This window comes from Streptomyces sp. NPDC050703 (assembly GCF_040654435.1).
Classification (GTDB): Bacteria; Actinomycetota; Actinomycetes; order Streptomycetales; family Streptomycetaceae; genus Streptomyces.
Genome location: NZ_JBFAHX010000008.1, coordinates 38,949 through 60,955, shown reverse-complemented (window position 1 = coordinate 60,955; position 22,007 = coordinate 38,949). Strand labels below are relative to the sequence as shown.

The window sequence follows — 22,007 nt, the reverse complement described above, 5'->3', positions numbered from 1 at the left end:
ACTCACACCCACGTCCGGGGGCGGAAACGGTTGGCCCGCTCCACCAGTTCGATCCTCTCCTCGCCACCCTGTGCGAGCCGGGCCAGTGTCCGGTACGAACGCTCCAGTCCGAACCGGAGACCGCGCTCGTCCAGTTCACTGCCGAGCAGTACGGTCCGCGAGCCGGTGGCCGGCGGCGCGGAAACGTGACCAGAGTGCCTACCGGAGAGTACCCAGTCGAGTGCCGTCCCCAGAACCTCGGTCGACAGGCGCTCCCTGCGCACCGCGTCGAGACCGAAGCCGGAGAGGGCGTCGATCTGCCCCGCGGCGGCCGTCAGGTCGTCGAGGAAGGCGGCGTCGGGCGACGCCGCCGGTCCTTCGAGGCGCTGGCGGAGCCGCGCCCGCACCGCGGCGACACGGGCCGCGGTGTAGTGGATCGACGACTCGGGCACCGACTCCAGGGTGCGCACGGCGCCCGCCCTGTCACCGGCGGCGAGCCGCACCCTGGCCAGGCCGAACGCGGCGCTCACATAGCTCGGATCGGTGGTCCACACCAGGCGGTAGTACTCGGCGGCGTTGTCGAGCTGGCCGAGGACCTCCGCGCAGACGCCGAGTGCCAGCTTCGGCGCGGGCTCGCCGGGGAACGCGTCGTAGACCGCGTCGAACGAGAGCGCCGCGGTCTCGAAGTCGCCGGTGGCCAGGGCCGCCACGCCCCGGTACCAGACCACCCGCCAGTCGTCCGGACGCTGCCGCTCCAGATCGGCGAGGGCCTGCGAAGCGGAGGCCGTTTCCCCCATGGCGAGCCGGGCCCGCAGGCCGCGGAGCCGCAGCTCCACCGAGTCGGCGGGCGCCGCCGCGAGCGCGGTGATCAGCTCGGCGGGCGCGGACGTCAGGAGCCCGGCGAGGAGACCCGCGTTCGGGTCGTTCGGGTCGACGTGCGGCACCGGAAGGGCCAGCGCGGTCGCCGCCGCGTCCAGCGGACGCACGAGCGTGGACACCGGGGGCGCGGGAGGCAGCGCCCGGTGGCCGTTGCCGCCCTCCGGGGGGGCCGGGCGCACCCCGAGCCGCGACACGTCGCCCGACAGCTCCGCGAACAGCTCGGTGTCCGTGACCTTCACCTCGGGCCCGAACAGGGTGGACAGGTACGGGCGCGGCTTGCCCGTCTGGAGCGCGACGACCTCCCGCAGGACGCCCGTGAGCTGCTCGGCCATCTCCTGCGCGGAGGCGAAGCGGCGGGCCGGGTCCGGGTCGGTGGCGCGCACCAGGAGCCGGTAGAAGGACTCGTAGGTACGGAAGACCTCGATGTTGTCGGGGTCGGGCAGGGAGTCCGCGAAGACGTTCGTGTAGCCCTGGAAGTCGAAGGTCAGGACGGCGAGCGTCCGCGCGACCGTGTAGAGGTCGGAGGCCACCGACGGCCCGACCTCCGCCACCTCGGGGGCCTGGTAGCCGACCGTGCCGTAGATCGCGGACTCGTCGTCGTCCATCCTGCGGACCGCGCCCATGTCGATGACCTTGAGCTGGCCCTCGGTCTGGATGGCGTTGTCCACCTTGAAGTCGCAGTACAGGAGGTTGCGGCTGTGCAGGTGCCCCAGGGCCTCCAGCGCCTCGATGCCGTACGCGCACGCCTGCTCGACCGGGAGCGGGTCCCGCCTGCCGTCCGCCGAGCGGCGGCTGTTGGCGATCTCCTTCAGGGACTTGCCGCCGACGTACTCCATGACGATGTACCCGTCCATGGAGCCGGTGCGCTGGTCCAGGTGCTCGACGAAGTTGTAGATGCGGACGATGTTGGCGTGCTCGATCTCGGCGAGGAAGCGGCGCTCGGAGATCGCGGCGGCCATCGCGTCCTGGTCGCCCGTGTCGAGCAGGCCCTTCAGCACCACCCAGCGGTCCGACACCGCGCGGTCTATCGCGAGATACACCCACCCGAGGCCGCCGTGCGCCAGGCAGCCCACGACCTCGTACTGCCCGTGCACGATGTCACCGGGGTTCAGCTTCGGCACGAAGGAGTACGGGTGGCCGCACTTGGTGCAGAACCCCTCGGTGCGCCCCGGCCGGTCCCCCCGCGCCCGCCCCACCGGCGCCCCGCAGTCCGAGCGCGAGCAGAACCGCTTCCGCTCGGGCACCTCCGGGTTGTCCTGCACCGCGCCGCGCGGGTCGGGGCGCGGCACGTCCGGCACCGCGACCAGGCCGACGCCGAGCCGCCCGCGCCCCGAGGACGGGGCCGCCGAGCCCGAGCTGCGCACCGAGACCGAACGCGACGTCGAGCGGCCGGAGACGGAGCGCGAGAGCCGCCCCGACACCGACCTGCGCGAGGACTGCGAACGGGCGGAACGCGACGAGCGCGACGACGGTCCCGAGCCGCTGCCCGAGCCCCGCGAGCCCTTGCCGCCGCCCGTGACGCCGGTCGGCGACGACCCCACCATGCCGGTGGGCGAGACCACGGGAGCCAGACCGCACGTGTCGCAGTACAGCTCGCCGCCGCCCATGTCCTCGTACGACCCCGCACATCCGGGCCGCTGGCACTGCCGCTGGCTCACGCTTCCTCCCTCCGGTCGGCGGTCCCGCCCTGCTGCGGGACCCCGGGCACGAGCACCTCGGCGGCGGCCCGCTGGTAGCGCAGCACCGCCTCCTCGGCGACGCGCAGGTCACAGGGGGCGCTCCACAGCATCCGGCGCGCCGCGTCGTACCGCTCGATCAGGAGCGGGTCCTCGGCGTGGCCGAGCCGCGCCACCTTCGCCTTGTACGCGTCGAGGCGGCCCCGCAGCTCCGCGCGGACCGCGAGCGGCGCCGTGACGGCGGTCAGCGACTCGCGGGCCCGCAGCAGCTCCTCCTCGGCCTTCTGCTCCAGCGACTCCAGGAGCGGCGAGAGGCGGTGCCACTGGGCGTTCCTGCGGTAGTCCGACGCCATCGCCAGCTGCTCCTGGAGCGCGGTCGGCGGGCCGCTGACCGCGGGCACCTCGGAGGCGGCGATCTTCGCGAGGACCTCACCGCGGGCGTTCCTCGCCTCGGCGAGGGTGCGGTCGGCGCGGGAGAGCACGTCGCGCAGCCTGCCGAGCCTGGCCTCCGCGTCCTGGCGGACGGTGAGCACCGCCTCGATCTCGCGGCGCACCTCCTCCAGGGCGCGCGCCTCGCGGTCGTAGCGATCGGTGTGCGCACGGCCGCCGCCCGGCGCCGAACTGCCCTCGGCCCGCTGCCAGAAGGCGAGCGGATCGCTGATCACCTGCTCCCGCAGGGCGGTCAGGCTGCGCGTGATGCGCTCCAGGTCGTCGCCCGACGGGTGCTCGCCCGGGCGCACGCCCACGGAGTGCGCGAGCTGGCGGGTGCGGGCCAGCTCGGCGGCGAGCAGGTCGATGCGGGCGGGCAGCGCCGACCAGACGGCGTCGGCGGCCACCACCATGTCGAGCGAGTGCGCGTACAGGTCGTTCATCCGGGCGACCAGCTCTTCGAGCGTGAAGCGCTCGGTCAGCTTGGCGGGGCCCGTGAGCGACGGGGAGGTACCGGACGCGGAGCCGCCCGCCACCGTCACGGACTCACCGCGCAGCAGCTCCGTGAGCTCCACCAGGTCCTCGCGGCTGGGCCAGCGGCGACGGGCGCGCAGCTCCCGCGCCGCCCGGAGGGCGCCCGCGTACGCGTCGAAGTACGCCCACAGCAGGGTGATCCGGCTCTCCGTGGCCGCCCACCGCTCCTCGGTGACGCCGGTGAGCCGCGCGCCTTCGAGGAGGCGGCGCCCCGCGTGGTCCTGGAGGGCGAGGAGCGAGGTCTCGATCGCCTCGTGCTCGGCGTCGAGGCGCGCCAGCGCACGGTCCACCTCGTCCCGGTCCATCAGCGGACCGGGGGGCCCCGTGACGCTCATCGATCACCTCTCCGCTCTGCGTGGCCGCAACTCTTGCCTCTGCTCACACCAGTTGTACGCCCAGGGACGTAACGTCCGCGTTCCGTCAGTCGCGGTACTCGGCCTTCGGCGGTGTCGCGTCCTCGCCGATCGGGCCCTTGAGCCATTTGTCGTAGGACTTCTTCCAGCCGTCCTTGTCGTCGCGGTAGTCGGCGAGGACCTTGTTGACCCGGCGGACCAGGTCGTCCGCGCCCTTCTTCATCGCCACGCCGTAGTGCTCGGTGGTGAAGGGCTCCTCGCCCTTCAGTTCGACCGCCGGGTCCTGCGCCGCCTGGCCCGCGGCGAGCGCGCTGTCGGTCACCACCGCGTCCACCTCGCCCAGTTGCAGCCGCACCAGGCAGTCGAGCTGGTTCGGCACCGTGGTGGAGATGTCGGCACCGTAGCTCTGCTTCTTGAGTTCTTCCTCGGCGATGGAGCCCGCGGCCGAGCAGACCTTCTTGCCCTTGAGCGACCTGTCATAGCCCGTGATGTCGGACTTCCTGGGCGCGAGCACCTGCTGGCCGGTCTCGAAATATCCGGTGGAGAAGTCGACGTCCCGAAGACGCTCGCAGTTGACGGTCATGGTGCGGACCACCATGTCGACCTCGCCGCCCTTGATCGCCCGGATGCGCTCGTTCGTGGGGATGGCGCGGAAGACGACCGCGTCGCGGTCGTCGAAGATCTCCTCGGCGATCTTCCGCGCGAGGTCGATGTCGAAGCCCTCCAGCCGGCCGCCCTTCTTGTTCGGGTCGCGGTAGCCCCAGCGGTAGCTGTTCTGGTCGACACCGACGATGAGCTTCTTGACCTTGCGGTTCCTGATGGCCTCGATCGTCGGGCCGTCCTCGTCCGCCGGGCGCAGGCTCTGGTCGTTGCAGTCGTCGGCTTCGGCCCGCGCGGGTGCCGCGACCGCGACGGCGTCGCCGCCCCGGCCCGCGCCGGTCCCGCCGCCGCCGTCGTCGCCGTGCGGCAGGGCCACGAGGGTTCCCGCGAGGGCGCAGGTGAGGCCCAGCGCGCCGATGCCGGCGAGGCGCCCGCCGCCCGGCGAGGACCCGCCGCGTCGTATCCGCATCGTCCGTCCGCTCCCTTCCGCCCCTGACGCCGTCCCCGGCCCCGGCTCCGTCCCTGGCCCGCTCATCGGTACTCCGAGAGCCTGCGGCCTATGCCGAGCACGGCGCCCGCCGCGGCGAGCACCGCGAGGACCGCCGCGCCGACGGGCAGCCCGCGCATGGCGCCCTTGCCGTCCTCGGCCGCCTCCTTGAACTGGCGCTGCTCGTGCGCCAGGGCCCGGTTCAGTGCCGCGTCCACGTTGTCGAAGCACTCACCTGTGGCGCCCTTGGCGCCGATGACCTTGTCGAGCGCCCCCTGGTAGTCACCGGAGTCGTCGCTCACGCGGGCCGCCTTGTGGCGGTCCTTCCAGACGCCCACGTTCTTTGCGGCGTCGGCCACCGGGCCCGCGCCGCGCGCGTCACCCCTGGCGAGGGACGCGGCCTTGCCGAGCAGGCCGCTGTCCTTGTCGCCGAGCTGCTTCATCAGGGCGCGGTAGGAGACGTCGAACTTGTCCTCGCTCTCGCCCTTCACCTCGGTGGTCTCCGCGCCCCTGCTCACCAGCGTGAGGTTCTCGTTGCCCCGGGCCTTCAGGGAGCCGATGCGGGCGTCGTTGAGGACGTTCAGGGAGCGTACGCCGTCGTCGTACGACTCGTTGAGCCCCGAGCGTGCGAACGTGTGACCGACGACGAGCCAGAGCAGGACGACCGTGCCGGCCGCCGTCGCCGCGAGCAGGCCGGGGTTGAACACGCGGTTCGTCCGGCGGTAGTTGCGGCGCTGCGCCCACGCGAGGGCGGCGAGCGCGACGACGCCGAGGGCGATGGCGAACCACGGATACGGCTTGGCCTTGGCGTAGTCCGACGCCAGGCGGGCGTTCTCCGCCTTGTACAGCTTCTCGGCGGCCGGGAGCATCTGCGTCTGCATCTTGTCGTTCGCGTACCGCAGATAGGCGCCGCCCAGGGGCAGGCCCTGGCGGTTGTTGGCGCGGGCCCGCTCGATGAGGCCCGTGTACTCGGGAAGCAGTTCGTTCAGCTTGCCGACGGCTGCGGCCGACGACGAGGTCGATCCCGCGTTCGACGCGGCGGTGGCGAGCTTCTCCGACGCCCGCTCGATGTCCCGCTCGTACCGCTCGCGGACGGCGGCGGGCTCCTGGCCGCCGGCGAGGAAGCCGCTGGACGCCGCGGTGTTGGCGTCGGCCAGCGAGCGGTAGATGGCGGCGGCGTCGGCGCTCAGCGGCTGGCTGCGGTGCAGCACGTCGTGCGCGGCGGCCGAGCGGTCCGTCATCTGCCAGGTGGTGACCGCGCCGAACCCGATGACGAGCGCGGCGAGGACGGCACCGATGATCCGCAGCCTGCCCGGCTCGGTGGTCGCCGCGGCGCGCAGCCGGTCGGTGCCCTCGGCCCAGGCGGTGCGCCGCTTGGCGAGGGGCTGCGCGGCGGGCCGTGCGGAGGCCGCCGCGGCGGGGGACCTGCGCGCGGGCGGGACACTCGGGGGCGGCTGCGGCGGGGTGGCGGGCAGCGTCGGCGCGGGCGGCCCGGAACGCCCCGGGGGGTCCGGCGGACCCGGCGGACCCGCGCTGCCGTTCGGCGGATGTGACACCTCGACCTCGACCTCCCCCTTGGTCATCGGACTGCGGCCCCGGCCCGGCGCGCCGGCACGGGAAGGAGTCCACGGCCGCAAGTATCGCCGCAGGGACTGACATCCGCACAGGCCTTGACTCGATCTTGTTCGGCTCCCTGCCCTTGAACACGACATTCGAAGGTGTTCGGTTCCCTTTTCCCTCGAACGGGGCGAACGGGGGAGAGGGCCCGCGCCGTCGAACGCGGCGGGCCGCGACGGGCGTTGAACCCGTCGCGGCCCGGAAGGGAGCCTCCTGACGAGGCGCTCAGGCGCCGCTCTCGTACTGCTCCCGCACGCGCGCGTGCACCTCCGTCGGCGCCCCCACCTGGTCGAGGCCGAGCAGCGCGGCGCCGAGCACCGGCCGCGCGACGACCACCCGCGGCTCCGCCTTCGGGGCCCGCTCGGCGAGCAACGCCGCGATGCGGCCGTCCAGTTGCGGGTGGCGGGCCGCCAGGACGCTGCCGCCGAGCAGCACCGGGGCCTCCTCGGCGAGCAGCCCCAGGCGGTCCAGCGCCACGGTCGCCATGGCGACGACCTCGTCGGCCATCCGGTCCACCAGCGAGCGCGCCACACCGTCGCCCGCCGCCGCGGTCGCGAAGAGCACCGGCGTCAGCTCGTGCCGCCGCACCACCGGGATGCGGCCCAGGTGCAGCTCCTCGATCAGCGCGTACATCGACGCGAGACCGAAGTGACCGGGCAGCGTCTCGCGCAGCGCGGTCGCCTCCCCGCGGCCGTCCTCGGCCCGCGCCGCGTGCCACAGCGCCTCCTCGGCGAGGCCGCCGCCCCCGCCCCAGTCACCGGAGATCCGGCCGATCGCGGGGAAGCGCGCGGTGCGCCCGTCCGGCAGCATGCCGACGCAGTTGATGCCCGCCCCGCACACCACGGCGACGCCCCGCGGCTCGGCGTCCTCAAGGAGCCCGGCGCGCAGGATGGCGAAGGTGTCGTTGCGCACGTCGACGGAGCGGCCCCACGCCCGCCGCCGCAGCGCGTCCGCGAGATCGCGCTCCTCCACGGGCAGGTCGGCGTTGGCGAGGCAGGCCGACACATGGCCCACGGAGGCCACGCCCGCCTCGGCGAACGCCCGCGCCACCGCCTCCGCGAGGACGTCCACCGCGGTCTCCACGCCGACCTGAGGGGGCTGGAATCCGCCGCCGCGGGCCGCGCCGACGACCTCGCCGTCGGCCGCGACCACCGCGACGTCGGTCTTGCTGTTGCCCGCGTCGATCGCGAGCACGCTCGTGCCTACGCCCACGCCAGGTGCTCCCGGTTGTGCGCGATCAGGCTGTCGGTGAGCTGCTCGGCGTACGCGTACTGGCCGACCAGCGGATGGGCGAGCAGCGCCGTGAACACGCGGTCGCGGCCGCCGTGCAGCGCGGCCTTCAGGGCGAGGTCCTCATAGGCCGTGACGTTGGCGATCAGTCCCGTGTACAGCGGGTCGAGCGCCGGCACCGCGAGTGGCGTGGCGCCCTTGCCGTCCACCGTGGCCTGCACCTCGATCACCGCGTCGTCGGGCAGGAACGGCAGCGTGCCGTTGTTGACGGTGTTGACCACCTGGTGCGGGCTGCCGCCGTTGCCGAGCAGCGAGGCCGCCAGGTCCACGGCCGCCTCGGAGTAGAACGCGCCGCCCCGCTTGGCGAGCAGCGCCGGCTTCTCGTCGAGCGCGGGATCGCCGTACATCGCCAGCAGCTCGCGCTCCATCCCGGCCACTTCCGCGGCGCGCGACGGCTTGGTCCGCAGCTCCTGGACCACCGCGTCGTGCTGGTAGTAGTAGCGCAGGTAGTACGAGGGGACGACGCCGAGCCGGTCGACGATCGCGCGCGGCATGCGCAGGTCCTCGGCGACCGCGTCCCCGTGCTCGGCGAGCAGCCGGGGCAGCACGTCCTCGCCGCCGGGGCCCCCGAGGCGTACGCCCGTCTCCCATGTCAGGTGGTTGAGCCCCACGTGATCGAGGTGCACCTCGCCCGGCGCGACGTCGAGCAGTTTCGCGAACTTCCGCTGGAAGCCGATTGCCACGTTGCAGAGGCCGACCGCCTTGTGCCCGGCCTGGAGCAGCGCGCGCGTGACGATGCCCACGGGGTTGGTGAAGTCGATGATCCAGGCGTTCGGGTTGGTCCGGCGTACGCGCTCGGCGATGTCGAGGACGACGGGGACCGTGCGCAGCGCCTTGGCGAGGCCGCCCGCGCCGGTGGTCTCCTGGCCGACGCAGCCGCACTCCAGGGGCCACGTCTCGTCCTGCTCGCGGGCCGCCTGTCCGCCGACGCGGAGCTGGAGCAGCACGGCGTCGGCGTCCGCGACGCCCGCGTCGACGTCGGAGGTGGTGACGATGCGGCCGGGGTGCCCCTGCTTGGCGAAGATGCGCCGCGCCAGGCCGCCCACCAGTTCGAGGCGGTCGGCGGCCGGGTCGACGAGGACGAGTTCCTCGATCGGCAGGGTGTCCCTCAACCGTGCGAATCCGTCGATGAGTTCGGGTGTGTAGGTCGACCCTCCGCCGACCACTGCGAGCTTCATATCGGTTCTCAGCCCTTTACTCCGGTGAGGGTGACGCCTTCGACGAAGGCCTTCTGTGCGAAGAAGAAGATGACGATGACGGGCGCCATGACGAGCAGGGTCGCGGCCATCGTCATGTTCCAGTTGACGCTGTGGGCACTCTTGAACGACTCAAGGCCGTAGCTCAGTGTCCAGGCGCCGGGGTTCTGGGCCGCGTAGATCTGCGGCCCGAAGTAGTCGTTCCAGCAGTAGAAGAACTGGAAGAGCGCGATCGCGGCGATGCCCGGCTTGGCCATCGGCACGACGATCTTCACCAGGGTGCGGAACTCACCGCAGCCGTCCACCTTGGCCGACTCGATGTACTCCTTGGGGATGGTGAGGAGGAACTGCCGCAGCAGGAAGATCGAGTACGCGTCGCCGAACGCCATGGGGACGATCAGCGGCCACAAGGTGCCCGACAGGTGGAACTGCTGGGCCCAGACCAGGTACATCGGGATCACGATGACCTGCGGCGGCAGCATCATCGTGGAGATGACCAGCAGCATCGCGGTGCGCCGGCCCCGGAAGCGGAACTTGGCGAGCGCGTACGCCACGGGGATGGCCGAGCAGACCGTGAAGAGGGTGCCGAGACCCGCGTAGAGCAGCGAGTTGCGCCACCAGTCCAGGAAGCCCGGCGTCTCGAACACGGCCTTGTAGTTCGACCAGTGCCAGGAGTCCGGCCACAGGTCGCCGCTCATGGCCTGCGAGTCGCTCATCACCGACGTCAGGAAGACGAAGACGAACGGCAGGACGAACAGCAGCGCGACGGCGATCGCGACGCTGTGTACGGCGATCCAGTGCAGGACGCGCTTGCGGCGGGCGCGGGCGGCGGCGGGGCCCCGCGGCTGTGACGCGGCGGGGGCGGGCGCGGCGGGCGCGCCGAGAGTCGTGGTCGTCATGGGGAATCCTCAGTCCTCCGCCGAGAGCAGTCCGGAGCGCTTGCGCATCAGGAGCAGGGTCACGGCCATGGCGATGGCGAAGAGCACGAGCGAGAGCACGCACGCGGCACCGGTGTTGAAGTTCTGGAAGCCCAGCTGGTAGACGAGCTGGGGGACCGTGAGGGTCGAGTGGTCGGGGTAGCCGGGCTGGATGACGGAGCCCGGACCGATGTTGACGCCGGAGGCGACCTTCCCCGCGACCAGGGCCTGCGTGTAGTACTGCATGGTCTGCACGACGCCCGTGACCACCGCGAACATCACGATCGGCGTGATCGCGGGCCACGTGACGTAGCGGAACTTGGCCCACGCCCCGGCGCCGTCCAGGTCGGCTGCCTCGTACTGCTCCTTGGGCACGTCGAGCAGGGCGGCCATGAAGATGACCATGAGGTCGCCGATGCCCCACAGGGAGAGCATGACGAGCGACGGCTTGGCGGTGTCCGGGTCGTTGAACCAGTTGGGGCCGGAGATCCCGACGGCGTCCAGGACCTCGTTCACCGGCCCCGTGCCCGGATTGAGCAGGAAGACGAAGGCCACGGTGGCGGCCACCGGCGGCGCCAGATACGGCAGGTAGAAGGCGGTACGGAACAACCCGGCGCCCGTCTTGATCTTCGTGATCAGCAGTCCGAGCGACAGCCCGAAGACCACCCGCACGGCCACCATGACCACGACCAGCCAGAGCGTGTTCCACAGGGCCGGACCGAACAGGGGCATCTGTTCGAACACGTACGTCCAGTTCCTGAGCCCCACGAAGGTGGGCTCCTTGATCTGGTTGTAGTGCATGAACGAGAAGTAGACGGTGGCGACCAGCGGATACGCGAAGAAGACGCTGAAGCCGACCAGCCAGGGGGAGAGGAAGCCGAGCGTGCGCAGTCTGCGGCGCGCGGGGTTGGAGAGGGTCAGTGCCATGGCGGGGTCCTTATGCTCTTCGGCTCGTCAGCTCTTCGACTGGAGCGTGTCGGCATCGATCTGCTCGTCGAGCTTCTTCAGACCCGCGCGCAGGTCACCCACGCGCCCGGCCTCCACGGAGTAGGCGAAGTCCCCCAGCGAGACGACGTACGCGCCGCCGTTGACGGAGGGCGGCAGGGCCTTGCTGTGCTTGTTCCGGAGGATGTCGAAGAAGGTGCGGAAGGTCGGATCGGCGTCCAGGTCGGGCGACTTGAGCGCGGCGAACGTGGAGGGCACGTTGTGGATGGCGTTCGCGAAGCTCACGACCTGCTCGGTGTCCGCGGTCAGGAACCGCACCAGCTCCCAGGCGGCGTTCTGGTGCTTGCTGCTGTGGGCGATCCCCGCGACGGTCCCGGTGATGAAGCCGCGCCCGTACGTCTCGGCCTGGTCGTCGGGGACGGGCAGCGGTGCCACGCCCCACGCGAAGTCCGCCTTGGCGTCCTTGAGCATCAGCCCGCGCCACTCGCCGTCCAGGTGCATGGCGACCTTCTGGGTCAGGAAGGCGTTCTGGCTGGACATCTCGTCACCGAAGGTGAGCCGGAACCGTTCCAGGTCGTCGAAGCCGCCCTGCACCCGCGCGAGCCTCCGCGCGGTCTCGAAGAAGTCGTACGTGGCCGGCTCCTCGGCGAGCCGTGAGTCGCCATCGGCGTCGAAGTACTCGGGCCCCCACTGGGCGAAGAGCCGGTCGGGGCTGTTCTGGTAGAACCGGAAGTTGGGCATGTACCCGACCTGCTTGTACGAGCGCTTGCCGGCGCGGACGGTCAGCTTCTTGCTGACCTCCTCGAACTCCGACATCGTGCGCGGCGGCCGTTTGACGCCCGCCTTCTCGAAGGCGTCCTTGTTGTAGTACATGCCGAAGGCGTCGGCGAGCAGGGGCAGGGCGCACTGGTTGCCGCGGTGGCTGGTGTAGTCGAGCAGGGTCTCGGGGAACGTCTTGTGCTTGTCGAGCCCCGTCTTCTCCATGAACGGGTCGAGGTCCACCCACATCCCGGAGTCGCAGTACTGCCCCACGTTGTTGGTGGTGAAGGACGACACCACGTCCGGGGCCTTGTCGCCGCCCGCGCGCAGGGCCTGGTTGATGGTCGCGTCCGAGACGTTGCCGGTCGACTTGACGTCGATGTTCGGGTGCAGCTTCTCGAAGCGGGCGATGCTGTCGTCGACGGCCTTGACCTCGCCGGGCGTCGCCCAGCCGTGCCAGAACTTCAGGGTGACCGGCTTGGTCGGGTCGTCGTTCGCACTGCCGACGCTCGGGTTGGCGCAGCCGGCGAGCAAGAGCCCGGCTGCGGCGAGCGCCGCGGGTATGCGCCATCGCGGCATGGCGGACTTCCTTTACGGAGTACGGGGGAGAGGGGTGGCGGTGCTTCGGTGTGCGGGGGCCGGGATCAGGCCGTGTCGAAGACCTGGTCGCGGGCCTGGGTGAGGGCCTCGCGGAGGGCGCCGGTGAGGATGGGGTCACCGTCGAGTTCGCTGAGGCCGACCTGGGGGCGCGGCAGGGCGAGCCCGGTCAGCTCCTCCTCGACCCGGGCGCGCAGCTTGTCGCCGCCGGCCTGGGCGACGGCCCCGGAGAGGACGACGAGTTCGGGGTCGACGACGGCGATGACCGCGGCGATGCCGGTGGCGATGCGGCGGGCCACCTCGGCGAGGACGGCGTCGTCGGCGAGGGCGTCCTCCAGGGAGGCGCCGGGGCCGCCGAGTTCGCGCACCACGGGTGTGGAGACGAGGCTCTGGAAGCCGCCGCCGCCGTCGGGCCCGCGGGTCGCCTCCGGGCCGCCGCGCGCCAGGGGGGCGCCCGGCAGCGGCATGTAGCCGATCTCGCCCGCGCCGCCGGTCGCGCCGCGCAGCAGCGTGCCGCCGAGCACGATGGCGGCGCCCACGCCCTCGTCGAGCCAGGCCAGCACGTAGTTGTCGTGGTCCTGCGCGGCGCCTTCGTACTGCTCGGCGACCGCGGCGAGATTGACGTCGTTCTCGATGGCGACGGGGGTCCCGAGGACCGCGGCGAGGTCGTCGCGCAGGGTGCGGGAGTGCCAGCCGGGCAGGTGGGGCGCGTAGCGGAGCTGGCCGGTGTGCGGGTCGATGGCGCCGGGGGTGCCGATGACGGCGGCCCGCAGGTCGTCGTGGCCGAGCCCCGCCTGCCGCAGGGCGCCGTCCACGGCCTCGGCGACGAGCTGGGCGGTGCGGTGGCGCACGTCCTCGGCCACGGCGTCGGCCTCCACGCGTTCCCTGCCGAGGACCGTGCCGGTGATGTCGGCCACGAGGGCGGTGATGCCGGTGGGGTCGGCGGAGAGGGCGGCGACGTGGCCGGCGCCCGGGTGGACCTCGTACAGCAGGGCGTTCGGCCCCGGGCGCCCGCTCTGGCTGCCGGTGGTGTGCACGAGTCCGGCCGCTTCGAGCCGCCCGAGGAGCTGGGAGGTCGTGGGCTTGGACAGCCCGGTCAGCTCGCCGATGCGGGTACGGGTGAGCGGTCCGTGCGCCACGAGGAGGTCCAGCACGGCCCGGTCGTTCATGGCCCGCAGGACGCGCGGCGTGCCGGGGGTGCCAGGGGTGCCCGGAGCCCCGGGGGTGCTGCCTGCTGCCATGACGCCACCTGCCTGTACCTGTCGGCTGCCGCCGCTTGACGTTAACTGTTAGGAAACTTTCCAGACTGTCCAACGAGTGTGGACGGTAGGCGCGGCGCGAACACGCCGTCAAGAGAAGGCGACGCCGCGGCAACCAAGTCGTTACCTGCGGGGGTGGGGTGGCACGTGGGGCGGCCCGCGCCCCGCCGGTGCTTCGGCGGGGCGCGGGCCGGGCTGTGTGGGGGGGCGGGCGTTACTTCGACAGGTTCGGCGGGGGTGTGATCGGTGCCGTCGCCAGTGACTGGGGGGACGTCGTCGAGGCGTACGCGGACGGGGGCGCCATGCCCGCCGAGGGGTCGGGGGCGTCCTCGGCCGCGGGCACCGGCAGGCCGCCCACGATGCGGATGCCCGCCGCGTCGAAGGCGCGCTTGATGCGCCACCGCAGCTCCCGCTCCACGCCCAGCGACTGGCCCGGCATCGTCTTCGCCGAGACGCGGACCACCATCGAGTCGAGGAGCACGCTGTCCAGGCCCAGGATCTCCACCGGGCCCCACAGCCGCTCGTTCCACGGCTCGTCCTTCGCCATGGTCTCGCCGACCTCGGCGAGCGTGGCCTTGACCCTGTCCAGGTCCTCGTCCGGGCGGACGGTCACGTCGACGCCGGCCGTGGACCAGCCCTGGGAGAGGTTGCCGATGCGCTTGACCTCGCCGTTGCGGACGTACCAGATCTCGCCGTTGTCGCCGCGCAGCTTCGTGACGCGCAGGCCGACCTCGATCACCTCGCCGGAGGCGACACCGGCGTCGATCGAGTCACCGACGCCGTACTGGTCCTCCAGGATCATGAAGACGCCGGAGAGGAAGTCCGTGACGAGGTTCCGCGCGCCGAAGCCGATCGCGACGCCCGCGACGCCCGCGGAGGCCAGCAGCGGGGCGAGGTTGATCTCGAAGGTGCCGAGCACCATCAGCGCGGCGGTGCCGAGGATCAGGAACGACGCCACCGAGCGCAGCACGGAACCGATCGCCTGCGAGCGCTGCCGGCGGCGCTCCACGTTGACCAGGAGACCGCCGAGAGCCGTGCCGTCCACGGCCTGCGCCGTGCGGTTCATGCGGTCGATCAGCTTGGTGATGGCCCGGCGGACCAGGATGCGCAGGGTGATCGCGACGGCCACGATCAGCACGATGCGCAGGCCTATGCCGAGCCACGCGGACCAGTTCTGCTCGACCCAGCTCGCCGCGTTCGTGGCGCTCTCCTGGGCGTCCTCGAAGGTGGGTGGCTTCGGCGACGACGTGTCGTCGGGGTCCGCTCCGGCTGCCGAAAGGACGGACAAGAGCACGGCAGGTACCTCCAGGTATCGCGGCCTGCCCGGCGAACGAAGTAGCGATCAGCGGTGATCGACGATGTGTGGATGACGTACCGGGGGAACCGGGCAGACCCACCACACTAACGGGGCATTGTGTGTGGATCGTTGTGATGTTCGAAGGTGGAGGGAGGGAGAGACGGTGCTCACCTGGGAAGGACCTGGGAAAGCGGGAAGTGACGCATCGTCGCCGGACGACCTGTGGTCGAAAACACTTCAAGGCCGTTACCGGCACATGGTGGCGCTTCGACCAGGCATGAGGGGAGACTGGCAGCAGATCGTCCCGGCGCGAGCCACGCGCCGCCGGCGTACAAGGAGGCATCCGTGCCGCATGTCCTGGTCCTCAACGCGTCGTACGAGCCTCTCGGCGTCGTACCGCTCCGCCGCGCGCTCGTCCTCGTCCTGGAGAACAAGGCTCTCTGCCTAGAGGAATCCGGCGCCTTCATGCACAGTGCCACACGCACCGTCCCCGCACCCAGCGTGGTCCGCCTCAAGCGGTTCGTACGGGTTCCCTACCGCGGCCCCGTCCCGCTGACCAGGCGGGCGCTGTTCGCCCGCGACGGCGGCCGGTGCATGTACTGCGGTGGCGTCGCAACCAGCGTCGACCACGTCATCCCCAAGAGCCGGGGCGGCCGGCACGCCTGGGACAACGTGGTGGCCTCGTGCCGCCGCTGCAACCACGTCAAGGCCGACCGGCACCTCATGGAGCTCGGCTGGCGGCTGCGGCACAAGCCCGCGCCGCCCTCGGGCCTCGCGTGGCGCATCATCGGGACCGGGCATAGGGATCCGCGCTGGCTGCCCTATTTGCAGCCGTTCGGCGCGGACGACGCGATGGCTCGGATCGATGGCATTTCCGCCTAGCAATCGATCCGGGCCTTCGTCGTAGAGAAGGGGTCGCGAGAAGGGGCGTAGGGGTTACGCGCGCGGGGATCGTCCGCCACGCGCGCGTGTCACCTCGCCCCGCCGCGCACGCGTGTCACCTCGCCCCGCCGCGCACGCGTCCGCCGCCCTGGTCCTCCGCGACCGCGTACGCCTCCACGGACCAGAGCGAGTAGCCGAACCGCGTGGCGCGCTCGTCGCCCTGGACGCGGAGGTAACGCGTGTCACGCGCGTCCATGCGGATCGCCTCGCGCCCGCCCTTGCCGTCCCTCACGGTCGCCGCCGTCCGCCAGGTCCTGCCGTCGGCGGACGTCTGCACGCGGTAGCCGGCGGCGTAGGCGTCCTGCCAGCGCAGCACGACCTGGCCGAGCCGGACCGGCTCCGCGAGCTCGACCTGCCACCAGGCGCCGTCCTCGGCCGGCGAGGACCAGCGGGTCCCCGGGTCGCCGTCGTTGGCGGCCGACGCGGGGAAGTCCTCCGTCTCGTCGCCCGACGACGTCGCACGCCCCTCGCGCGCCACGTCCGGGCCCGCCGTGCGCGGGTAGGCGCGCACCAGGACCGTGCGGGTCTCGTCGCCGAAGGTCAGCGGGACGTCGTACGTCCCCGCGCGCGTGCCCGGCTCCACGGTGATGTCGACCGGCACGTCGACCCGCGTGCCGCGCGGCAGCGTGGACTCCTCGGGCACCCGCACCTCGATGCCCTTCGGCGCCTTGGCCGTGAGCCTGCCGCGCATGTCTCCGGGGCGCTGGGCGAGCAGCCTGGCCGTGACCCGCCGGGCACCGCCGCCGATCTCCGCGTCCGCCTCGGTGCGCTCCAGCGAGAGACGGGCCCCGGGGGCGTCGGCGTACCAGGGGACGAGGTGGCGGACCGTGCCGTCGGTGAGCGTGGTGCGGACGGCGTCGGCACGCAGTGCCTCGCGCCCGGAGCCCGCGGCCCCGCTTCCGCCCGCGTCCTCGCCCCCGGCCCCGCCCTTGCCGCGCCCTCCGGCGAGGTCGATCTCGGTGAAGCCGCTCGCCGAGAGCGTGCCGATCCGTTGCCAGCCCTCGCCCGGCACGTGCGCCTCGACGCTGCCCCCGGTGCCGGGGTCGGTCAGCGCCGTCACCGCGGCCAGCGTGTGCGTACGGCCGAACCGGGCCGTCGCACGGTCCGACGCCCGCTCGCTGTCGGTGCCCGCCCAGGCCGCGTACGCCTTCTGCGCCCGCGCGAGGAACGGGTCGAGCACGCCTTCGCCGACGGTCACCCGCTCGTCCTTCAGCTCCTCGCGCAGCCCGGTCAGCTCGCGGGAGGCGCGCCAGGCGGCGGCCCCGTCGCCCGCGGACTGGGCGCGCAGCATGTCGACGGCGGCCTCACCGGCCTCGCCGTAGGTGCCGAGCTTCTCGATCCAGGGCCGGATCTCGTCGTCGAGGGCGCTGTCCGCGAGGCGTCGCGGCGCCTCACGCATGACGCCGAACGCCTTGCGCAGGGCCTTGGCCGAGTCCTCGATCCGCGCCCGGTCCGTCGTCGTACGGGCCTGCCACAGCTCCCGCATGAGGGGGCGCAGATACGCGGACTCGTCGGCGCCGAGCACGGAGGACGCGTCGTTGCCCGCGAGGGCCCGCAGCGCGCCCCGTGCCCCGGGGGCGCCGCCCGCGAGGTCGTCGATGGCGGCGAGCCAGGACTCGTGGGGGCGGTAGGCGCGGGGGTTCCAGGCGTAGTCCGCGGCGGTGAACAGCGGGATGCGGGAGGCCGACGGCTGCTCCATGGCGTTGCCGAGGAGGGCGGCCGAACCGGTGGCGACGGCGGGCTCACGGCCGGTGTAGGGGCCGAGGAAGATGCGGTCCTGCGCGAAGTCGTTGACGGGGTAGTTGTCCATGGTGACCAGCGGGTGCGGGCCGAAGGCGTCCCTGGCGCCCGCGAGTTCGCGCCCGGTGATGGTCTTGGGGACCACTCCGACGCCCGTCCACGCCACCTGGACGCCGGGGTCGAGGTCGTCCGAGAGGGCCGCGCGGTACTCCGTCGTGCCCTTCTGGAAGTACTCGGTCGGCATCAGGGAGAGCGGCTCCGCGCCGGGGTGGCGCCCGGCCAGGTGCCCGGCGACGGCGTTGGCCACCCTGGCCTGCGCCTTCGCGGCGGCCTTCGGGCCCCTGCCGAACGTCTCGGCGTCCCGCTCGCAGTGCCACTCGCTGTAGCTGACGTCCTGGAACTGGAGCTGGAAGGCGCGCACCCCGAGTTCCCACATCGCGTCCAGCTTGCGGGTGAGGTCCTTGATGTCCCGGTCGGAGGACATGCACATGGCCTGGCCCGGGGCGACGGCCCAGGCGAGCGTGACGTGGTTGGCCGCCGCCCGCTCGGCGAGGGCGCGGAAGTCGGCGCGCTGCCCGGCCGGGTAGGGCTCGCGCCAGCGGGCCTGGCGGTAGAGGTCGTCGCCGGGGGCGTAGAGGTAGCGGTTCTGTTTGGTGCGGCCCAGGAAGTCGAGCTGGACGAGGCGCTGCGCGTGGGTCCACGGGGTGCCGTAGAAGCCCTCGGTCAGGCCGCGCACGGCCGTGCCCGGCCAGTCCCGCACCCGTACGCCGGGGATCGTGCGGGTCTTGCCCGAGACCAGCTGCCGCAGCGTCTGCACGCCGTGGAAGAGGCCGTCGTCGCCGGTCCCCGCGAGGGCGACGGTGTCCCGTCCGTCGACGCGGCCGACGGCCAGGCGGTAGCCGCCCGGCGGCAGGTCGGCCCGTTCGCGGGCGCCGAGCGCGCGCAGGGCCAGGGCGGCGCCCGAGCCGCCCGCCCGCACGACCAGGGTGCTGCCCGCGGGCAGCGGGTCACCGTCGCGGACCTCGGTGACGCGCCGGACACCGGCGTCGCGCAGCACGTCGCGGAGGGCCTTCAGGGCGTACGGGTCGGAGTCCGCCCGGCCGCTTCGGGCGCCGTCGGCGGCGGTCACGAGGACCACGTCGTCCCCCAGGGTGACGGCGCTTCCCGCGGCGTCCATCGTCTGGGGGCGCGGCCAGACGGGCGGCAGCTCCGGCGCCGCCTCGCGCTCACCGCTGACGGCGTCCGGGGAGGTGGCGGGGGCACCGGGCCCTCCCGGTGCCGCGAGGGCGCCGGGGGCGCCGCCGAGGGCGCCCGCGATGACGGCGACCGCGATGGCGGCCGCGCCCTTCCTGCGCCGCAACTGCACGGCCGCTCCCCTGTTTCCCATGGCCCCTGTGGCACCTGTCGTCACATGTGGCAGTGAGCCCACCACTGCGGCGGCTGAGGTGTCAACGGGAGGAGGCACGGCAGGGGTGATTCTTCGCGGAACCCACGCGAAACCGGGCCGCGGTCGATGACCGGAGCCATGGCCGGAGCCTCGACCGGAGCCATGGCGGCGGCGGGGCGGCGGCGGGGCGGCCGGTGACGGCGGGGCTTTGGGCCCCTTCTCCGCGCGGCGCGAATTTTCCCGGCGGGGGACCCCTCGGAGCTTCATCTTCCGGAGTGAGCCGGGGCACGGAAAAACAACTCCCGCGCCGGGAACCTGACGTGACCAGCGTCACGTTGATACAACGTATACGTCTGCGGCCCCACGTATTGGGTAGGGCTGCCGTGACCTGCCCCCTGACAAGGAGCTCACACGTGGCCGCTTCCGCCCATCTCCTCCTCGACGCCCTCTCCAAACAGGTGCCCGGGCCGGTCTCCGGACAGGTGCCCCGGCAGTCGTCGGGCCCCGACTGGGCCAAGGCGACCGGACCGGACCCGGCACGGCTCTCCGGACCCGACTCGGGCCTGGACGGATCGTGCTCCTGCGGCTGCTTCGAGCCGCCCCTGACCAGCGAGCCCCCGCTCGCCGACGCCGCGCCGCTCACCAGCGAGCCGCCCCTCGCCGACGCCGCCCCCCTCACCAGCGAGCCCACCTCCACCGGCATGGCCTCGGGCCTGGACTACATGGGGGTCTGATGGCCCTGCCCCGGCTGGCCGCCTCGTACGGCGTGGCCACCTCCTACTCCCCGTCCCCGGGCCGCACGGTCCCTGCCGCCGACACGGCGGTGGTCGCGGCCCTCGCCGCCCTCGGCGTGGACGCGAGCGCCCCCGACGCGGTCTCCGCCGCCCTCGCCGCGCGCGAGGCGGAGCTGTCCGAGCGCCTTCTCCCGCCGACCGTCGTGGCCTGGACGGACGCCGCCCCGTCCGCCGCCCCCCTGCTCGCCGCACTGCCGCGGGGCACACATGTGCGGGTCGAGGCGGAAGAGGGCGGGACGCACGCGTGGGCGGCAGGCGCCGACGTGGGCCCGCCGCTGCCGCCGGGCGTGCACACCCTCCACGTACGGAGCCCCGACGGGCGCGAGGCACAGGCGCACCTCATCGCCGCCCCCCGCCGGATCAAGACCCCGGAGCGCCGCGCGCACGGCCTCCTGGTCCAGCTCTACTCCCTGCTGTCCCACCGCTCCTGGGGCATGGGCGACCTCGGTGACCTGGCCGAGCTGGCCGCCTGGTCGGGCCGCGCCCTGGACGTCGGTTTCCTCCAGGTCAATCCGCTGCACGCCGCCGTGCCGAGCCCGCCGGACGGGCCGGGCGGCGACCCCTCTCCGTACCGCCCCTCGTCCCGCCGCTTCCCCGACCCCGTGCACCTGCGCGTCGAGGCCGTCCCCGAGTTCACGGAGCTGCGGGGCGAGGCCAGGGACCGGGCCGACGAGCTGTGCCGCAGGGCCGAAGGACTGCGCGAAGGAGTCCTCGGACGCGGCGAGTTGATCGACCGCGACGCGGTCTGGGCCCTGAAGCGCGAAGCGCTCGGACTGCTCGCCGACGTCCCCGTCGGCCCCGGCCGCTGCGCCGCCTACAGCGCCTTCCTCGCCGAGCAGGGCCAGGCCCTCGAAGACCACGCCACCTGGTACGCCCTCGCCGAGACCTACGGCCCCGACTGGCACTCCTGGCCCGCCGCGCTCCGTGACCCGGCGTCGGCCGCGACCACCCGCGCGCGGCGCGAACTCCTGGACCGCGTCGACTTCCACTGCCGCCTCGCCTGGCTCACCGACGAACAGCTGGCCACCGCCCAGCGCACCGCCCGCGAGGCCGGCATGGACATCGGCCTGGTGCACGACCTGGCGGTCGGCGTGCACCCCGGCGGCGCCGACGCCTGGGCGCAGCAGCACTACTTCGCCCGGCACACGTCGGTCGGCGCGCCGCCGGACGCGTTCAACGCGCGCGGCCAGGACTGGGGCCTGCCGCCCTGGCGCCCCGACCGCCTCGCCGAATCGGGTTACGCCCCGTTCCGCGCCCTGCTCCGCGGCCTCCTGCGCCACGCGGGCGCGCTGCGGATCGACCACGTCATGGGCCTCTTCCGGCTCTGGTGGGTCCCCGAGGGCCACGACCCCACCCAGGGGACGTACGTGCACTACGACGCGGAGGCCATGCTCGCCGTCCTCGCCCTGGAGGCCGCCCGCGCGGACGCCCTCGTCATCGGCGAGGACCTCGGGACCGTCGAGCCGGGGGTCCGCGACGCCCTGCGCGAGCACGGCGTGCTCGGCACCTCCGTGCTCTGGTTCGAGCGGGACTGGCAGGGCACGGGCCGCCCGCTGCCCGCCGAGCGGTGGCGCGCCGACTGCGTCGCCACCGCCACCACGCACGACCTGCCCCCGACCGCGGCCCGCCTCACCGGCGAGCACGTCCGGCTGCGCCACGACCTCGGGCTGCTGACCCGTCCGCTGGCGGAGGAGCAGGGCGAGGCCGCCGCCGACGTCCGCGAGTGGCTCGGGCTGCTCTCCCGGCTCGGCATGCTGCCGGGCGGCGTGGGCTGCGAGGAGGACGAGATCCGCGCCGTGCACCGCTTCCTGCTCGCCACCCCCGCCCGCATGGTCGGCATCTGGCTGCCGGACGCCGTCGGCGACCGCCGCCCGCAGAACCTGCCGGGCACCTGGGACGAGTATCCCAACTGGCGGCTGCCGGTCGCCGACGCCACCGGACGCCCCGTCAGCCTGGAGGAGCTGGCGGCCTCCCCGCGGCTGCACGCGCTGCTCGCGGTGTTCCGCGACGCCGCGCGCGACGACACGAGGGCCCGTACGGCACCCCCGGGCGCGCACCCCGTTTAGGAGTTCGCTACGTTTGCACCGTGGACAAGAAGAACGCTCTGCGCGCCGGCGCCCTGGCTTCCGGCACGACGCTGATGATGCTGCTCATGTCGTCCCCCGCGCTCGCGAACATGCGGGACGACGGCGACGACCCGGGTCCCGGCCTGAGCGTCATCGACACGCTCGGCCTCTTTGTAGCGGCCCCCATCGTGCTGTTCCTGGTCATCGCGGGCCTCGTGATGGTCGGCGACAAGTCCCGCAAGCAGCACAAGCAGGGCTGACGCG

The 22,007-nt window shown here is 73.1% G+C and carries 16 protein-coding genes; 4 read left to right on the top strand and 12 right to left on the bottom strand.

All coding sequences use genetic code 11. From position 1 onward, the window contains the following. Positions 1-2 precede the first annotated feature (2 nt). The 11 genes from AB0I16_RS10275 to AB0I16_RS10225 form a co-directional block, all read right to left on the bottom strand. Positions 3-2,465, bottom strand: coding sequence for a tetratricopeptide repeat protein (locus AB0I16_RS10275; RefSeq protein ID WP_363249023.1), 2,463 nt, complete (start codon positions 2,463-2,465; stop codon positions 3-5). A 47-nt stretch (positions 2,466-2,512) separates the two neighbouring features. Then, a complete protein-coding gene (locus AB0I16_RS10270) occupies positions 2,513-3,832 on the bottom strand; it encodes a hypothetical protein (RefSeq protein WP_363248866.1) in 1,320 nt (439 codons plus the stop codon). Between the two features lie 85 nt (positions 3,833-3,917). After that, on the bottom strand, positions 3,918-4,919 hold the full coding sequence (locus tag AB0I16_RS10265; RefSeq protein ID WP_363248865.1) for a glutamate ABC transporter substrate-binding protein: 1,002 nt from the start codon (positions 4,917-4,919) through the stop codon (positions 3,918-3,920). A gap of 62 nt (positions 4,920-4,981) precedes the next feature. After that, entirely contained in the window at positions 4,982-6,520 is a 1,539-nt protein-coding gene (locus tag AB0I16_RS10260) for a hypothetical protein (protein ID WP_363248864.1), read from the bottom strand. Between the two features lie 259 nt (positions 6,521-6,779). Further along, positions 6,780-7,766: a BadF/BadG/BcrA/BcrD ATPase family protein gene (locus AB0I16_RS10255; RefSeq protein ID WP_363248863.1), complete on the bottom strand. Its 987-nt coding sequence runs from the start codon at positions 7,764-7,766 to the stop codon at positions 6,780-6,782. Next, positions 7,757-9,022, bottom strand: coding sequence for a 6-phospho-beta-glucosidase (locus AB0I16_RS10250; protein WP_363248862.1), 1,266 nt, complete (start codon positions 9,020-9,022; stop codon positions 7,757-7,759). The genes AB0I16_RS10255 and AB0I16_RS10250 overlap by 10 nt, the downstream gene beginning before the upstream one ends. 8 nt (positions 9,023-9,030) lie before the next feature. Then, a complete protein-coding gene (locus AB0I16_RS10245; RefSeq protein WP_363248861.1) occupies positions 9,031-9,939 on the bottom strand; it encodes a carbohydrate ABC transporter permease in 909 nt (302 codons plus the stop codon). Positions 9,940-9,948: 9 nt separating this feature from the next. Further along, complete coding sequence (locus tag AB0I16_RS10240) at positions 9,949-10,884, bottom strand: sugar ABC transporter permease (RefSeq protein WP_363248860.1); 936 nt, start codon at positions 10,882-10,884, stop codon at positions 9,949-9,951. A 27-nt stretch (positions 10,885-10,911) separates the two neighbouring features. Continuing rightward, positions 10,912-12,240 carry an ABC transporter substrate-binding protein gene (locus tag AB0I16_RS10235; protein WP_363248859.1) on the bottom strand — a complete coding sequence of 443 codons (1,329 nt, stop codon included), beginning with the start codon at positions 12,238-12,240 and terminating at the stop codon, positions 10,912-10,914. Between the two features lie 65 nt (positions 12,241-12,305). Next, the gene (locus tag AB0I16_RS10230; protein WP_363248858.1) at positions 12,306-13,499 is read right to left on the bottom strand and encodes an ROK family transcriptional regulator; all 1,194 of its coding nucleotides are present in this window, start codon (positions 13,497-13,499) and stop codon (positions 12,306-12,308) included. 232 nt (positions 13,500-13,731) lie between these two features. Further along, positions 13,732-14,811 carry a mechanosensitive ion channel family protein gene (locus AB0I16_RS10225; RefSeq protein ID WP_363248857.1) on the bottom strand — a complete coding sequence of 360 codons (1,080 nt, stop codon included), beginning with the start codon at positions 14,809-14,811 and terminating at the stop codon, positions 13,732-13,734. 348 nt (positions 14,812-15,159) lie between these two features. On the opposite strand from AB0I16_RS10225, the gene AB0I16_RS10220 reads away from it, so the two are divergent. Continuing rightward, the gene (locus AB0I16_RS10220; protein WP_062773975.1) at positions 15,160-15,696 is read left to right on the top strand and encodes an HNH endonuclease; all 537 of its coding nucleotides are present in this window, start codon (positions 15,160-15,162) and stop codon (positions 15,694-15,696) included. Positions 15,697-15,811: 115 nt separating this feature from the next. Here AB0I16_RS10220 and AB0I16_RS10215 read toward each other — a convergent pair whose 3' ends face one another. Continuing rightward, positions 15,812-18,862, bottom strand: a complete 3,051-nt coding sequence (locus AB0I16_RS10215; RefSeq protein WP_363249022.1) for a beta-N-acetylglucosaminidase domain-containing protein — start codon at positions 18,860-18,862, stop codon at positions 15,812-15,814. A gap of 434 nt (positions 18,863-19,296) precedes the next feature. Here AB0I16_RS10215 and AB0I16_RS10210 point away from each other — a divergent pair, with 434 nt between their 5' ends. Genes AB0I16_RS10210 through AB0I16_RS10200 form a run of 3 tightly spaced genes read left to right on the top strand, consistent with a single transcriptional unit; the run spans position 19,297 to position 22,003 of the window. Further along, on the top strand, positions 19,297-19,617 hold the full coding sequence (locus AB0I16_RS10210; RefSeq protein WP_363248855.1) for a hypothetical protein: 321 nt from the start codon (positions 19,297-19,299) through the stop codon (positions 19,615-19,617). Continuing rightward, on the top strand, positions 19,617-21,743 hold the full coding sequence (gene malQ, locus AB0I16_RS10205; protein ID WP_363248854.1) for a 4-alpha-glucanotransferase: 2,127 nt from the start codon (positions 19,617-19,619) through the stop codon (positions 21,741-21,743). Before AB0I16_RS10210 ends, malQ begins: the two co-directional genes overlap by 1 nt. Positions 21,744-21,763: 20 nt before the next feature. Continuing rightward, positions 21,764-22,003 (top strand): hypothetical protein, encoded by a 240-nt coding sequence (locus AB0I16_RS10200; RefSeq protein WP_363248853.1) that lies wholly within the window; start codon positions 21,764-21,766, stop codon positions 22,001-22,003. Positions 22,004-22,007 lie beyond the last annotated feature (4 nt).